Below are 14,617 nucleotides of genomic sequence, written 5' to 3' on the forward strand. Positions count from 1 at the left end.
GCTCTTCCGCATCGTTTGTCTCCTCGTTTGGAGAACAGGCTAACTTCAAACCGCGGACTTTTCAGGGGAGCAGGTCAACCGTAACAAGGATCGAGAAAAGAGGCTTGTCGGACAGGAAGCTCCTGAGCCGGTTTTCGTCGCCACGGCACAGTAGGGGCATAATTGCTCCAACGCCTCAAAACGGTCCTATCGAGGTAGTTCGCACGTTTCACTGGCGTGCGGGCTACCAGCCAGTAAAATGCTACCCAAATGATACCCACAGCAAAACGCGCTTCTACTATGGCTAGGCCGATGAGGATTAACGTCTTGCTTTTATTGGGTTTTAATGGTGCCCGGGGGCGGAATCGAACCACCGACACGAGGATTTTCAATCCACTGCTCTACCCCTGAGCTACCCGGGCACGGGAAGGCGTCTCGCCTTGGGTGTGGGCCTTCTATGCTGTGGGGCGGGCGGTGTCCAGAGGCTTTTTGAAAGAAATTTTTCAATGCCGAAACTGTGAGTGCTTTTCTCCGGAAGACAGCGATCTTTCGGTCTCTTCCAGCGCCTTTTCAATGTCTTCCGGGTCCCGGCTGGGGACCGCATAAGCGCCGTTCAGCCATTTCGCCAGATCAAGATCCGCGCAGCGCCGAGAGCAGAAGGGGCGGTAGGAGCGGGCGGTTTCCTCGCCACAGATCGGGCAGCTCATCGCAGAATCTCCCGCAGGGTCGGGCGGCCGCGTTTGCGTTGCAGTTCGAAGTGGCCCAGGTTGGTCCAGCCGACCAGAACCGTTTCTTCGCTGTCGGCGCGCAGCGCGGCCCGCAGAGTGGTTTCAAAGGCGCGCCGGTCCTTTTTCGGCATCGGCGCCAGATCCAGTACGATCTGCCCGCCAAGTCCCCGAACACGCAGCGCCCGGGGCAGGTCTTTGGCGCAGGCCATGTTGGCCTTGAGGCCGGCCGCGAGCGAGGTATCGGTGCCGGTGTTGACATCGACGGCCACCAGTGCGCGCGTGGGTTCGATATAAAGGAACCCGCCGCCCGGCAGCGGTTCGCGGATACCCTGGGCCTGGTCAAGCGCGTCCAGCACACCGTGGGTCTCAAAGCCGCCCGGAGTGCGTTCGACCTCGGCCGGTTCCACCCAGTCGCGCCATGCGCGGATATGGGGGCCGTCGCCTTCGGCGAGGGTTTCCACCTCGGTTCCGTGATCGTTCAGGACCTGATCGGCGAGGGCTGCCATGGCGGTGATATCCTCGGCCACCTCATCGGCATCCGCGCCCGCGCAGGCAGAGCGCAGGATCAGGCCGTAATCGGTGCCCTCCATGGCCAGATGGGCAACCTCCAGAAGACGGTCACGCTCATCCTCGTCCCGGATCGAGCGGGAGATGTTCAGCCCCGGCGCCTCGGGGGTGACGATGGCGTAGCGGCTTTTGAACAGCAGTTTTTGGGTGACCGGGATCGCTTTGCCCGGCTCGGCATAACCGGTGACCTGCACCAGAAGCTGCTGGCCCGGGGCCATGCCCTTGACCTGCCGCAGGAAGGCGGCGCCATCAGGCGTGCTGAGGAACATGCCGCCCTGGCCCTTGACCGGCCGGTCGGCGCGAGCGCGGTAGACGGTGCCGGGCACGGGGGCGTCGCCATCGATCAGGAAATCCTCAAGCTTGCCATCGACCATCAGCGCGGCGGCCTCGTGGCCTTCGATGTGGTCTAGAACGATCGTGCGGCCCTTCATGCGGCGGCCTCCTTGTATAGTGGCCAGCCCGCGGCCTGCAGAAGATGGGCGGTTTCGCAAAGCGGCAGGCCGACGATCCCGGTAAAGGAGCCGTTGATCCAGGGGATGAGCGCCCCCGCTGGTCCCTGAATGGCATAGCCACCGGCCTTGCCCTGCCAGTCATCACTGGCGAGATAGGCGTTCAGTTCCTCATCGCTGAGGCGCTTCATCTTGACCTGGCTGACCACGTCCTTTTGCCAGACCCTCTCGCCGCGGCGCACCGCGACCGAGGTGATGACCCGGTGACGGCGGCCAGACAGGGCCAGCAGGAATTCGGCGGCCTCTCCGGCATCGGCAGGTTTGCCCATGATTCGCCGCCCCATCGCGACGGTGGTATCGGCACAGAGCACAACGTCATCGGTCCCTGCTGGCACGGCTTGCACCTTTTCACGTGTCACGCGGGCGCAGTAATCGCGCGGCAGCTCGCCCTTGTGAGGGGTCTCGTCGATATCCGGCGGGCGGACCGCGTCCGGGGTAACGCCAAGCTGTGCCAGCAGTTCCAGCCGCCGCGGGCTGCCAGATCCCAGAATGAATGCCATGAGGGGCCCTTTTATCTATACCGTGCCAATGCTGCCGTGGGCCCTTGTTTTAGGAGTAAACCCCCAAAAACAAAAGCCCGGCATCTGGGCCGGGCTTTGGTCATCAAGTCGGATCGGTCGCTTATTTGAAGCGGTAGTTGATCCGGCCCTTGGTCAGGTCATAGGGGGTCATTTCCACCTGAACCCGGTCGCCAGCCAGAACACGGATGCGGTTCTTGCGCATCTTGCCTGCCGTATGTGCGATGATCTCATGGCCGTTTTCCAGCTCGACCCGAAACGTCGCATTGGGCAGGAGTTCCTTCACGACACCGGGAAATTCGAGCGTATCTTCCTTGGCCATGTTCTCTCCATCATTGCGTTACCCCGTCAATCTGCGGGGATGAGCGCTTAAATGAGCCTATTTTCCCAATTTTTCAAGGGCGCAATCACGGCATGAGGCGAATTGTGCAGGTTTTTGTCCTGCTGTTCTGTTCGTCCCAGTGGCTGCGGTTGCGGACGACCCCATTGCGACGGACCTCGGCGACCTGTGCGATGTCCACTTCAGCCAGGGTCCAGCCGGGCTGGTCCAGGGTGCCTTCGGCAAAGACGCCGGTCGCAGGGAAGCCGGTATCCGGCGGACCAAAGATGCCACCCATGCCGCATCCCACGTCAACCGATTCGGACCAGTCTGCCTGCCCCACGATTGAGGCCATGGCGGTGATGCACTGGTTTTCCAGCGCCCGCGACATGGCGCCGATACGCACTCGCCAATATCCCGCCAGCGCTTCGGTACAGGAGGGAACAAGGATGATATCTGCCTCTTCCAGCGCCCGGCCCAGCAGGGGGAATTCGCTGTCATAGCAGATCAGCACGCCGATCTTGCCAAGCGCGGTGTCAAAAATCTTGAGCGGTCCGCCCCCGGTGACATTCCAGGGATCGCGCTCGAACATGGTCATGATCTGCTTGTCCTGATGGTCCCGCTGTCCGGTCGGCGCGTAGAATTCGGCGCGGTTCACCGGGCGCTCGAAGCCGGCATTCACCGGGGCCGAGGCGCCGAGGATATGAACACCGTGTTCGGCGGCCAGTTTCAGGTGCAGCGCGGCGGCATCCTCCATCCGATCCGATACGGCATGCAGCGACCGCTCCAGATCAAGGGCGGCGTCAGCGCCATCCAGCGTCGCCAGCTCCATCGCGCCATATTCGGGAAAGACCAGCAGGTCGCCGCCCTGTTTGGCGGCATCGCCGACCCATTTTGCCAGCTTGTCCTCGTATTGTGCCCAGCTGTCGAGCCAGTCGAGCGGGTAGGCGGCGGTGGCGATTTTCATGGGCAAGACCCCCTTTGTCTGGCGGGTACCCCGCCGGTCGTTTCAAAGTGAGCCTACAGCTCCCGGCTCCAGAATTGCAGCGCCTTTTTGCTTTCGGCGCGGTCGCCAATGTCTTTCCAGGTGAATTCGGCAAGGACGCCCGGCATCGGGCGGTAGCCGCGCTTTTGCCAGAACACATCATTGCTGCGGTAATCTGCGGGGCGCAGCGGGTGATCCTCCGGGCGGATCACGCTGCAAAAGGCCGAAAGCCTGAAACCCAGGGTGCGCGCGTGCGCTTCGCGGTGGTCAAAGAACGCATGGCCGATCCCCTGTCCTCTGAACTCTGGCAGCAGCACGGATTCGGCGCAGTAGAACACATCCTCGACAGGCAATTCGCCCTTTGAGATCTGCGCCGCATCGCCATGGCTGCTCAGCGGCATGCCCGTGGCCGCGCCGATCACACGTCCTTCGGATATGGCTGCCACCAGCACCGCATCGGGCGTGTCGCGGTAGCTGCGCAGATAATGCTGCTCATAGGCTTCGTCCCCATCATAAAGATAGGGAAAGGCGCGGAACACTTCGATGCGCAGCCGTGCCAGATCCGGAAGGGCAGCCTCCAATGCCTCGCCCGAAAGGGCTTTGACCTTAACCGCCATCAGGCCGAGACCTGCGCCATCCAGTCAGAGAGGTTGTAATAGGTGGTGACGCGGGAGATCTTGCCGTCCTTCAGATCAAAGAAGGAGCCTGCAGGCAGACGGTAGCTCTGGCCGCGCGCCTCGGGCAGGCCCGCGTCGGTTTCCAGATAGGTGCCGTTGACGATGTATTCGGCGGCGGCGCGGCTGCTGTCGGGGGTGGAGAATACCACCATGTCGGTCAGCTCTTCACGGTAGCAGCGGCTCATGTGGTCGCAGAACTCGGCGAATTTTTCCTTGCCAACGCGGATGTTGCCCTCGTTGACGTGATGGGCCACGTCGTCAGACAGGCAATCGATCATGCCTTGGGTGTCGCCTGCGTTGAAGGCCGCGAAATAGCGCGTGATGGTGTCGCTCATAACAGCTCCGTCGGTTCGCCCCAGCGGGCTTTCAGGTGTTGAATGATCTGGTCGCGGGTCTGCCGGTAGCTGTCCAGCTTGGCTTCGCGGGTTTCACCAAGGCCGGTCGGGTCCATGATCGGCCAGTATTCGACTTCGAGGTGGAAATAGCGGGTCAGCTCCAGCGCGCGGCGTTGGCTGGCGGGCGACAGGGCCACCACCAGATCAAAGGACGACAGATCATCGCCCCATTGCTCCATCTCGTCGAAAGAGCGCGACCGGTGGCGCGACAGTTCCACCCCGATTTCCTGGCAGACAGCGATGCAGAAGCCGTCGATTTCCATGTCGTTCTTGACGCCGACCGACTGCACGTAGGTCCCGGCGCCATAGAATTTCTTCATGATCCCCTCGGCCATGGGGGATCGGACCGCATTGTGGTCACAGCAGAACAGGATGGACTGCGGTAACTGCTCCACCCGTCAGCCTCCGAAATGCAGGACGCAGATCAGGGTGAACAGGCGACGGGCGGTGTCGGTATCCACCTCGGCCTTGCCCTCCAGACGTTCCTGAAGCACGCGGCTGCCTTCGTTGTGAATGCCGCGCCGGGCCATGTCGATGGTCTCGATCTGGCTGGGGGGCAGGGTCTTTACGGCGGTGAAATAGCTTTCGCAGATCTGGTAGTAATCCTTCACCACCTGACGGAAGGGCGACAGCGACAGGTGAAATTCCGCCGCCTTCTGCCCGTCTTCGGTGGTGATATCAAAGACCAGCCGTTTATCCCGGATCGCCAGCCCCAGATGATAGGGGCCGGGGGGGACAGCGCGCCCATCACGGGCAGGCAGGGTAAAGGAGTTCTCCTCGATCAGGTCAAACAGCGCCACCTTGCGCTCCTGCTCGATCTCGGGGGTCGGGGGCGGCAGGTTGCTGTCGTCCAGCTCGATATGACTGATGCGGCTCATGGCGTGCGATCTCTTAACCGGGAATCGCACCCTCACTAGCCGATGGCGCGCGGCGCGGCAATCTTTTGAGGGCTGCCTTGCGCCGCGTCCGGCCGTGATCAGTCGTTCAGCGCGTTCAGACGCTGGGTGACGGACAGGCCGTGCGCCTCCAGGCTTTCGCTTTGCGCCAAGGTTTCTGCCGCAGGGCCAATGGCGCGCAACGCTTCGGGCGTCATACGGGCCAGGGTGGTGCGTTTGAGGAAATCCATCACCGATAGGCCCGAAGAGAACCGCGCCGAGCGCGCCGTGGGCAGCACGTGGTTGGGGCCGCCGACGTAATCGCCGATGGCCTCGGGCGTGTATTGACCCAGGAAGATCGCCCCGGCGTGGATGGTCTTCTGGCTCAGTTCTTCGGGATCGCCGGTGCAGAGTTCCAGGTGCTCGGGCGCGATACGGTTCGACAAGTTTGCGGCCTCATCGAGATCGCGCACGGTGATCACCGCGCCGAAATCGCGCCAGCTGGCTCCGGCGATGGCGCGGCGCTCCAGTGTTTCAAGGCGCTTGTCCACGGCTTCGGCCACCGCGCGGCCAAATGCGGCATCGTCGGTGATCAGGATCGACTGGGCGCTTTCGTCGTGTTCCGCCTGGCTCATCAGGTCCAGCGCGATCCAGTCGGGGTTGTTGTCCTTGTCGGCGATCACCAGGATTTCCGACGGCCCGGCGATCATGTCGATGCCCACCTTGCCGAAGACGCGGCGCTTGGCGGCGGCGACAAAGGCGTTGCCGGGGCCGGTGATTTTATCCACCGGCGCGATGCTTTCTGTGCCATAGGCCAGCGCCGCAATCGCCTGAGCGCCGCCGATGCGATAGATCTCATCCACCCCGGCCAGCCGCGCCGCCAGCAGCACCAGCGGGTTCAGCACCCCGTCGGGCGTGGGCACGGTGATGGCAAGACGCTCGACCCCGGCGACCTTGGCCGGAATGGCATTCATCAGCACCGAAGAGGGGTAAGAGGCCAGCCCGCCCGGTACATAGAGGCCTGCAGCAGAAACCGCAGACCAGCGCCAGCCAAGGATGGCTCCCGCCGGATCGGTCCATTGGGCATCTTCGGGCATCTGCCGTTCGTGATAGGCGCGGATGCGATCCGCTGCGAGTTCCAGCGCCGCCCGTTCCGCAGCAGGGACGCCTGCGATCGCGGCGGTCACTTCGGCCTCGGAAATTGCCAACTTGTCGGCGCTCAGCTCCAGCCGGTCGAACTTCGCTGTCAGGTCGATCAGGGCCGCATCGCCGCGGCTGCGTACATCGGCAATGATCTCCGCGACAGTGGCGTCCACGTCCGGGCTGTCCTCGCGCTTGGCGCTCAGAAGCGCGGCAAAGGAAGCCTCGAAATTGGCATCAGAGGTATCAAGGAATACAGGCATCTGGTCACTCCGGCTGGTGCGACCGGGACATATAGAGCGAACCGCGCCGGGACAAGCCTTTGCCGCCGGGTGCAGCAGTTTGCCCTGCGACAGTCCCGCTGGCGGCGGGGTTAGTCGTCGCCGTGATCCGGCGCCTTGCCCGAGGGCGCAGTATAGGGACGGGTCACATCGCGCAGCGAGACGTCGATGGCCTCGACAGAGAGGCGGATGGCGCCATCGCCGGCCAGGGTCAGCACCAGGTGGCCGGCACCATCTTCGCCGGGTTCAAAGGACAGCGACAACAGCGACAGCACAAGATCCTTGTCGCTGCGGTCGACCCCTTGCGAGGCGACGCCCAGCACATTGTCGACCACCAGCAGCGATTGCACCCGCTCGTAAGCGCGGGCGCGCTTTTCGGCTGCGGCGCGATCCTCCCAGCGGAACCGGTTGACCAGCAGCGCAAAGCGGTGCCGGGAGGCCTGCCAGCGCATTTCGGTAACCGGGAACACCGAATCCTGCACCAGCGCAGAAACGACTTTCAGGTCCTCTTCTTCCTGCGCGCCAAGGTTCAGCGGCGCCTCGCGCCCCTCTTCAAAGGTTGCGTCTGCCATCAGGTCCCCTTGATCCGTTCGATTTTTGCGCCAACGCCGGACAGTTTGCCCACAACATGTTCATAGCCGCGGTCCAGATGGTAGACCCGGTTCACCAGTGTTTCACCCTCGGCCGCAAGCCCTGCCAGAATCAACGAGACCGAAGCGCGCAGATCGGTGGCCATCACCGGGGCACCTTTCAGCCGCTCAACCCCGGTTACGGTGGCGGTGCCGCCCTGCACGTCGATGCGGGCGCCCATGCGAGTCAGCTCCGGCGCGTGCATGAAACGATTCTCGAAAATCTTCTCTTCCAGAACGCTGACCCCATCGGCGGTGCACATCAGCGCCATCATCTGCGCCTGCAGATCGGTCGGAAAACCGGGGAAGGGTTCTGTGGTCACATTGACCGCCTTCACCCTGTCGCCGCGGCGGCGCACTTTCAGGCCCGCGTCGGTTTCCTCGATGGCGACGCCTGCCTCGTCCAGCTTTTCGGCAAAAGCGCCGACCAGATCCATGCGGCCGCCCAGCAGTTCGACTTCGCCGCCACAGATAACCGGTGCCAGCATATAGGTGCCAAGCTCGATCCGGTCGGTTACCACCTGGTGGGTGGCGCCGTGCAGGCGGTCAACGCCCTGCACTTCGATTCGCGAAGTGCCGTCGCCTTCGATCTGGGCGCCCATCTTGCGCAGGCAATCGGCGAGATCCGAAATTTCCGGCTCCCGCGCGGCGTTGTTGATGACGGTGGTGCCCTTGGCCAGGGTCGCCGCCATCAGGATATTTTCAGTGGCCCCGACCGAGGCAAAGTCGAGATCGATCACCGCGCCTTTCAGTCCGCCGGGCGCCTTGGCATGAAGATAGCCGTCGCGCAGGTCGATCTCGGCGCCAAGCGCCTCCAGCCCGTGAATATGCAGATCCATTGGGCGTGCACCGATGGCGCAGCCCCCCGGCAGAGACACCACCGCTTGACCCAGTCGGGCCAGCATCGGCCCCAGCACCAGATTCGACGCCCGCATTTTGCGCACGATGTCATAATCGGCCACGTGATTGTCGAGGTTGTGGCTCGACATGGCCTGCACCTGACCGTCCTGAAGCGCGGAAACCTCGGCGCCAAGGGATTGCAGCAGCTGGGTCATCGTCTTGATGTCGCTCAGCCGCGGTGCATTGGTCAGGGTCAGCGGTTCTTCGCTGAGCAGCGTTGCCGGCATCAGGGTAAGGCAGGCATTCTTTGCCCCCGCGATGGGGATCTGCCCCTGAAGGGGGCCATTGCCCGTTACCAGAATCGAATCCATCCGCTCTACCTTTCCGAACCGCCTGTTTGCTCGTCCTGTTTCCCGGCACGCGCCTTAGCCTGCGCCTTGCGGCGGGCCATGTTGGCCTTCAGGGCGGCCTTGAGGCGATCCTCGCGGGTGGTGGACTGAGCACTGGTTTTTGGTGATTTTTTATCTGCCATAAACCTTGTGTAACTTAGTGTGAAAAAACCGTCCAGAATGGTCTTGCGCCGCTCTGCGTTTATCCCTAAAAGCCCCCTCACCGGCGCTGCTGTAGCTCAGAGGTAGAGCACTCCCTTGGTAAGGGAGAGGTCGAGAGTTCAATTCTCTCCAGCAGCACCAGTAAACTTTCCCAGCAATATTTACCTGCTCTGGACCGATAATTCGGACCTGAGGACTTTGCCGTTTGGTCTGGCCGGATCTTGCTGTGTTTCTTGGATTCCTGCAGTGCCGACTGTGATTCGGATTGCGGTGCAGGTGGTGATTCCCGGCTGGCCGTCGCGATCCTCTGCGCATGATTCCCACAACCCGATCAAAACGGTTTGGTTACCGACAGATAGGCAAGACGGGGCCGGGGCAGGGAAGCTGATTCCTGTCCCGGGAGCCCCCTCACTCCCCGATAAAGCGACGCATAAGGTGGGCTTCTTGGCCGCGCATCAGGTCCTCGGCCACCTGCATGTGCGAGGCCATGATCTCGCGTGCCCGGTCTGCATCGCAGTTGCGCAGCGCCTCGACCAGTTGCAGCTGGTGTTTGCGGCCTTTGCGCCACAGCTCCACATTCGGCGGATCGTAAAGGCCGCGATACACGGTCAGATCGGTCAGGATCTGCGCCATGAAACCGATGACAAAGCCCAGAAGCCTGTTGTTGGCAAAATCGGACAGCCGCGCATGGAAGATGAGAGAGGCGATATGCTGCTCTTTCTCTTCTTCCGAAGATTTGGCCGGCTCGGGATAGCGTTCGGCAAGCTCCTGCAGTTCTGCCAGTTGTGCCTCGCTCAGCTTTCCGGCCAGGCTGGCGGCAAGTTCCGGCTCCAGCGCTCGGCGCATCTGATAGATGTCCGCCACCGACAGGTCCTGAAAGTAGAAATAATTCGCCAAGAGAGACCGGGCGCGTTCGGCAGAAACCTCGCCAACCATGCTGCCGCCACCGGGGCCGGTCTTGGTCACGATCAGGCCCTGCGCCTCAAGGATGCGCAGCGCCTCCCGCACGGTGCCCTTGGAGACGCCGAATTCCTCGATCATGGCGCTTTCGTTGGGCAGCTTGTCGCCCTTTTTCAGGTCACGCTCGACCACCCACTGCTTGATCTCTTCCGCGACCCTGACGGGGCGGGATTTCTTGGGTTTTGTGGGGGGCGTGTTGCTGCCGTCCATTCGGAACCTCTGTTTTTATCATTATAAAAATATAGACTTCATAGGGCGCCATGTGTAGTGCCTAATTTATCATTATAAATATGGAGGCCGGGATGGACTGGGGTCAGATCGCGCAGAACCGTTTGGCAGAGATTGCGCAGTGCAGCGTCGATTCCGAAGGCGTTACGCGGTTTCCGTTCACCACCGAACATGGTGAGGCGGCCAAGATCATCCGCGCCTGGATGGAGGCCGCGGGGATGGCGGTGCGCTGGGATGCCGCAGGAACCCTGATCGGACGCAAGGAAGGGCCCGCCGGGGCGCCGACCTTTCTGATCGGCTCGCATCAGGATTCGGTACGCAACGGTGGCCGTTATGACGGTATCATGGGTGTCGCTCTGGGATGTCTTGCGGTTGAAAAGCTGACAGCAGAGGGCACTGATCTGCCCTTCGCGGTTGAGGTTCTGGCCTTTGCGGATGAGGAAGGTGTGCGGTTTCCGACGGCGCTGATGGGGCCACGGGCTCTGGCGGGCACCTTTGATCCTTCCGTTCTGGAGATGACCGACCGCAGCGGTGTATCGCTGCGGCAGGCGCTGGCGGATTTTGGTGGCGATCCGGACGGGGTGGCGGCGCTGCGGCGCGATCCGGCGGCAACCTTGGGGTATCTGGAGCTTCACATCGAACAGGGGCCGGTGCTGGAAGACGGGGATGTGGCGCTGGGCATTGTCACCGGCATCTGCGGGATCGAGCGCAACACGGTGATCTTTACCGGTGATACCGGCCATGCGGGCACGGTGCCCATGGCAGGGCGCCGGGATGCCTTGGTCGCGGCCTCGGAGTTTATTACCGAGGTTTTTGATGCCGCCAATAAAATTGCGGACCTGCGCGCCACGGTGGGATCCTTGTCGTTGCTTCCGAATGTTGTGAATGCAATCCCCCGCCAGGTGGAGCTGACGTTGGAAATCCGGGCTTTGCAGGATGAAGCCCGTGAAGAGTTTGCCGCATTCGCGCAGGCGCTGGGACAGAAGATTGCCCAGAAACGCAATGCGGGCTTTGCGATGCACCGCACCTATGACCAGCCCGCAGTACCATGTGACGCGGGTTTGGTGACGGCGCTTGAAACATCAGTGCGACAGGGCTGCCCGACCGCGCCGCGGCTGCCGTCGGGGGCGACGCATGATGCTTCGGCCATGGCAGATCTTTGTCCGATCTCGATGCTGTTTCTCCGCTGCAAGGATGGCGTCAGCCACAAGCCGGAGGAATTTGCATCAGACGCCGACATGGCGGCCGCGATTGAGGCGGTTTCGACCTTTCTGACCTCCTTGCCTACTGGCGCGTGATCAGCGGGGGAACCTATTCCGGGCGGGGGCGTTCCCCTCTCAGCACCTCGCCCAGACGCCGGAACACCTCGGCGCGGGCGGACCCTGACCGCCAGGCGAGAACGATCTGCCGGGGACAGGCATCGGGCAGATCGGTGAGCTGCACCTGACCCTTGGCGACCACACCGGCCTCCACCGCGAGGTTGGGCAATAGCGTGATTCCCAGCCCTTCGGACACCATCGCGATCAGCGTCGGCAGGCTGGTCGCCGCAAAGTCATCCTGTTGGTTCGAAATTTTCCCGGGATAGGCCTCCAGCGCGTGGCGTTGCAGACAATGGCCCTTTTCCAGCAGCATCAGATGGCCGGAGGTCAGTAGGGTTTCAGACCCTTTGCCCGGCGTTGCGGGGCTGCCCGGCGGTGTCGCCAGCTGATAGCCATCCTCGAACAGCGGCTCGATGCTCAGCGACCCGGTTTCAAAGGGCAGGGCGATCAGGATCAGGTCCAGCCGCCCGCTGTGCAGTCCGTCGATCAGGCTTTCGGTCAGTTCTTCGCGCAGGAACAGACGCAGTTTTGGAAAGGTGCTGCGAATGACTGGCAGGGTCTGCGGGATCAGGTAGGGGCCGATGGTGGGAATGACGCCAAGGCGCAGGTCGCCTTCAAACGGGTTGCTGTGCGCCTGCGCCAGCACACGGATGTCCTCGGCATCCACCAGCAGCCTGCGGGCGCGGGCGACGACCTGTGATCCGACCTCGGTCAGCATCACGCTGCGCCGGGTGCGTTCGAACAGGGTTACACCCAGTTGCGCCTCAAGCTCCTGTATCCCCGCGCTTAGCGTGGGTTGGGTCACGAAACAGATCTCGGCCGCGCGGGAAAAGTTCAGCTCGTCCGCGAGTGCGATCAGAAAGCGAAGCTGGCGCAGGGTGAACATTTATAGATCCTTTCTATAACTGATGAATAAATATTCAATTTCACAAATATATGGCAAGGCCCCATCTTCAGATCATCGAAACGACCTGCTCAGGAGATGACAGATGACCGACCAGATTGCCCCCACAGGCCCTCGCCTCAATGAAGCTGCCCCGGCGTTTGATGCGCTGACCACCCATGGTCAGAAAACGCTGGAGGATTATCGTGGGAAATGGCTGATCCTGTTCTCGCACCCGGCGGATTTCACGCCGGTCTGCACCACCGAATTCATTGCCTTTGCCAAGAAGCAGGATGAGTTCGCCGCGTTGAACACCGAACTGCTGGGCCTTTCGATCGACAGCCACTACAGCCACATCGCCTGGATGCTGAACATCAAGGAGAAGTTCGGCGTCGAGATCGGCTTCCCGATCATTGCCGATCTGAACATGGCAGTGGCACAGGCCTATGGCATGATCCAGCCGGGGGCCTCGGACACCGCTGCGGTACGTGCCACCTTCCTGATCGACCCCGAGGGCGTGCTGCGGGCGATGGTCTATTACCCGATGACCGCGGGCCGGTCCGTGGACGAAATCTACCGCCTGTTGGTGGCGCTGCAAACCGCGGATGAGAATAAATGCGCCATGCCCGAGAACTGGACTCCCGGCGATCCGGTGATCGTGCCGACGCCCGCGACGCCCGATGCTGCCATGGCTCGTATCGAAGAGGGCTATGACACGGTCGATTGGTACTTCTCGACCCGTAGCCTTTGATCGGCTTCGAACGTGAAATCCAGCCCGGCGGCCAGAACATGCCGCCGGGCTGACCCTTCCGCGCCGAAAATCCCAAGACTTAGGAGACACTCCCATGCAAAACCCTGTTGTGAAAACCTTCTGGGATCAGCCCACCGGAAGCTGGCAGTATGTGTTCCACGATCCGGCGACCATGAAGGGCGCCATTATCGACCCGGTGCTGGACTTCGATCCGCTGTCTGGTGCTACCAGCTCTGCCAATGCTCAGCGCCTGCTGGATTACGTGCAGGCGACGGGTATCGATCTGGTTTGGATCCTCGATACGCATCCCCATGCCGACCACTTTTCCGCCGCGCAGTGGCTGAAGGCCCGGACCGGCGCGCCCACCGCGATTGGGGAAAAGGTCGTCGGGGTGCAGAAACTGTGGAAGGAGGTCTACAACCTGCCTGACGATTTCCCGACCGATGGCAGCCAGTGGGACCACCTGTTTACTGATGGAGAGACCTTTAATGTCGGCGAGGTGCCGGTCCGGGTTATGTTCTCACCGGGGCACACTCTGGCCTCGGTCACCTATGTGGCAGGCGACGCGGCATTTGTGCATGACACGCTGATGATGCCCGATAGCGGAACCTCCCGCGCGGATTTTCCCGGCGGCAGTTCAAAGGCGCTGTTCGACAGCATTCAGGATATCCTTGCGCTGCCCGATGACACCCGGGTCTTTGTCGGCCACGATTACGCCCCCAAAGGGCGCGCCGCGCAATGCGTTGCCACGGTGGCCGAACATAAGGCGGCGAATATCCATCTGAAGGACGCCCCCGGCGAAGCGGAGTATCGCAGCCTGCGAGATGCGCGTGATGCCACATTGCCGTTGCCACGGCTGATGCTGGCGGCGCTGCAGGTCAACATTCGCGGCGGGCGCCTGCCCGCGCCCGAAGGGAATGGCCATTCCTACCTGAAACTGCCGCTGGATCAGTTCGAACCTCGCTAAGGTGTTCAGCCGCCCTGGCCCAGTTCCGCGCCGCATTGTGCGGGCGGGGCCGGGTGCAGCGCCAGAAGCTTGGCAAGACCGCAATTGCCGCGCACCAGGTCCTCCAGCGTCACCATGTCGAGTTCATGGTAGAACGCTCCCAGGGCGCGCTCCAGATAGCTGCGCAGGCGACAGGTCTCGGTCAGCGGGCAGCTGTTGTGCTCGGCATCGAAACACTCGGCAAAGGGAATGTCGGCCTCGAACAGGCGGAACATCGTGCCGATGGAGATCTGGTCGGCCGCGCGCGCCAGGCGAATGCCACCGGTGCGACCGCGTAGGGTGGTCAGGAACCCCTCGGCATGCAGGCGCTGCACCACATGGGCGGCGTGATTGGTCGAACAGTTGCACAGTTCGGAGATCTCGGCGGTTCGAAGCAGCCGGTCCCCGTTGGTCGCACAGGCCATCAGAATGCGCGCAGCCAGGTTGGTGCGGGTTGTCAGTCTCATCGGCGCTCCCGGTGTTTGGCCCTTGGGTTGG

18 protein-coding genes and 2 tRNA genes are annotated in these 14,617 nt (G+C 62.3%); 4 read left to right on the forward strand and 16 right to left on the reverse strand.

The genetic code is table 11. The features are described 5' to 3' along the window. Positions 1 to 326: 326 nt before the first annotated feature. The 13 genes from SM765_RS05615 to murA all read right to left on the reverse strand — a co-directional run bounded on the left by SM765_RS05615 (position 327) and on the right by murA (position 8,813). Positions 327 to 401 (reverse strand) — tRNA-Phe (locus SM765_RS05615). A gap of 81 nt (positions 402 to 482) precedes the next feature. Continuing rightward, entirely contained in the window at positions 483 to 686 is a 204-nt protein-coding gene (locus SM765_RS05620; protein ID WP_274834693.1) for a DNA gyrase inhibitor YacG, read from the reverse strand. Continuing rightward, positions 683 to 1,705: a ribonuclease E/G gene (locus SM765_RS05625; RefSeq protein WP_274837499.1), complete on the reverse strand. Its 1,023-nt coding sequence runs from the start codon at positions 1,703 to 1,705 to the stop codon at positions 683 to 685. Before SM765_RS05625 ends, SM765_RS05620 begins: the two co-directional genes overlap by 4 nt. Beyond that, entirely contained in the window at positions 1,702 to 2,283 is a 582-nt protein-coding gene (locus tag SM765_RS05630) for a Maf family protein (protein WP_274837500.1), read from the reverse strand. The genes SM765_RS05625 and SM765_RS05630 overlap by 4 nt, the downstream gene beginning before the upstream one ends. Positions 2,284 to 2,404: 121 nt before the next feature. Next, a complete protein-coding gene (gene infA / locus SM765_RS05635; protein WP_005620785.1) occupies positions 2,405 to 2,623 on the reverse strand; it encodes a translation initiation factor IF-1 in 219 nt (72 codons plus the stop codon). Positions 2,624 to 2,708: 85 nt separating this feature from the next. Beyond that, complete coding sequence (locus SM765_RS05640; RefSeq protein ID WP_274837501.1) at positions 2,709 to 3,587, reverse strand: carbon-nitrogen hydrolase family protein; 879 nt, start codon at positions 3,585 to 3,587, stop codon at positions 2,709 to 2,711. A gap of 53 nt (positions 3,588 to 3,640) precedes the next feature. Beyond that, the gene (locus SM765_RS05645) at positions 3,641 to 4,222 is read right to left on the reverse strand and encodes a GNAT family N-acetyltransferase (RefSeq protein WP_274837502.1); all 582 of its coding nucleotides are present in this window, start codon (positions 4,220 to 4,222) and stop codon (positions 3,641 to 3,643) included. After that, positions 4,222 to 4,617: a ketosteroid isomerase-related protein gene (locus SM765_RS05650; RefSeq protein ID WP_274837503.1), complete on the reverse strand. Its 396-nt coding sequence runs from the start codon at positions 4,615 to 4,617 to the stop codon at positions 4,222 to 4,224. The genes SM765_RS05645 and SM765_RS05650 overlap by 1 nt, the downstream gene beginning before the upstream one ends. After that, complete coding sequence (locus SM765_RS05655; RefSeq protein ID WP_065272407.1) at positions 4,614 to 5,072, reverse strand: arsenate-mycothiol transferase ArsC; 459 nt, start codon at positions 5,070 to 5,072, stop codon at positions 4,614 to 4,616. Before SM765_RS05655 ends, SM765_RS05650 begins: the two co-directional genes overlap by 4 nt. Positions 5,073 to 5,075: 3 nt before the next feature. Further along, a complete protein-coding gene (locus SM765_RS05660; protein WP_065272408.1) occupies positions 5,076 to 5,555 on the reverse strand; it encodes a UPF0262 family protein in 480 nt (159 codons plus the stop codon). Positions 5,556 to 5,653: 98 nt separating this feature from the next. Continuing rightward, positions 5,654 to 6,955, reverse strand: a complete 1,302-nt coding sequence (hisD, locus tag SM765_RS05665) for a histidinol dehydrogenase (protein ID WP_274837504.1) — start codon at positions 6,953 to 6,955, stop codon at positions 5,654 to 5,656. A 110-nt stretch (positions 6,956 to 7,065) separates the two neighbouring features. Further along, a complete protein-coding gene (locus SM765_RS05670) occupies positions 7,066 to 7,545 on the reverse strand; it encodes a DUF2948 family protein (RefSeq protein ID WP_274837505.1) in 480 nt (159 codons plus the stop codon). Further along, positions 7,545 to 8,813, reverse strand: coding sequence for a UDP-N-acetylglucosamine 1-carboxyvinyltransferase (murA, locus tag SM765_RS05675; protein ID WP_274837506.1), 1,269 nt, complete (start codon positions 8,811 to 8,813; stop codon positions 7,545 to 7,547). Before murA ends, SM765_RS05670 begins: the two co-directional genes overlap by 1 nt. A gap of 246 nt (positions 8,814 to 9,059) precedes the next feature. Here murA and SM765_RS05680 point away from each other — a divergent pair. Further along, positions 9,060 to 9,134, forward strand: a tRNA-Thr gene (locus SM765_RS05680). 267 nt (positions 9,135 to 9,401) lie between these two features. Here the strand turns inward: SM765_RS05680 and SM765_RS05685 are convergent. Then, positions 9,402 to 10,163, reverse strand: a complete 762-nt coding sequence (locus SM765_RS05685) for a FadR/GntR family transcriptional regulator (protein WP_274831482.1) — start codon at positions 10,161 to 10,163, stop codon at positions 9,402 to 9,404. Between the two features lie 92 nt (positions 10,164 to 10,255). Here SM765_RS05685 and SM765_RS05690 point away from each other — a divergent pair, with 92 nt between their 5' ends. Beyond that, a complete protein-coding gene (locus SM765_RS05690) occupies positions 10,256 to 11,479 on the forward strand; it encodes a M20 family metallo-hydrolase (RefSeq protein ID WP_274837507.1) in 1,224 nt (407 codons plus the stop codon). A 13-nt stretch (positions 11,480 to 11,492) separates the two neighbouring features. Here SM765_RS05690 and SM765_RS05695 read toward each other — a convergent pair whose 3' ends face one another. Beyond that, positions 11,493 to 12,386, reverse strand: a complete 894-nt coding sequence (locus SM765_RS05695; protein ID WP_274837508.1) for a hydrogen peroxide-inducible genes activator — start codon at positions 12,384 to 12,386, stop codon at positions 11,493 to 11,495. A 103-nt stretch (positions 12,387 to 12,489) separates the two neighbouring features. Between SM765_RS05695 and SM765_RS05700 the strand changes: the two genes are divergently transcribed. Beyond that, on the forward strand, positions 12,490 to 13,134 hold the full coding sequence (locus SM765_RS05700) for a peroxiredoxin (RefSeq protein WP_274837509.1): 645 nt from the start codon (positions 12,490 to 12,492) through the stop codon (positions 13,132 to 13,134). Between the two features lie 94 nt (positions 13,135 to 13,228). After that, entirely contained in the window at positions 13,229 to 14,101 is an 873-nt protein-coding gene (locus SM765_RS05705) for an MBL fold metallo-hydrolase (RefSeq protein ID WP_274837510.1), read from the forward strand. Between the two features lie 5 nt (positions 14,102 to 14,106). Here the strand turns inward: SM765_RS05705 and SM765_RS05710 are convergent, their stop codons facing one another. Next, entirely contained in the window at positions 14,107 to 14,586 is a 480-nt protein-coding gene (locus SM765_RS05710; RefSeq protein ID WP_274837511.1) for an RrF2 family transcriptional regulator, read from the reverse strand. Positions 14,587 to 14,617: the final 31 nt, after the last annotated feature.

The sequence above is a fragment of the Pseudophaeobacter sp. 1A09344 genome, from assembly GCF_041008745.1.
Lineage (GTDB): Bacteria > Pseudomonadota > Alphaproteobacteria > Rhodobacterales > Rhodobacteraceae > Phycobacter > Phycobacter gallaeciensis_A.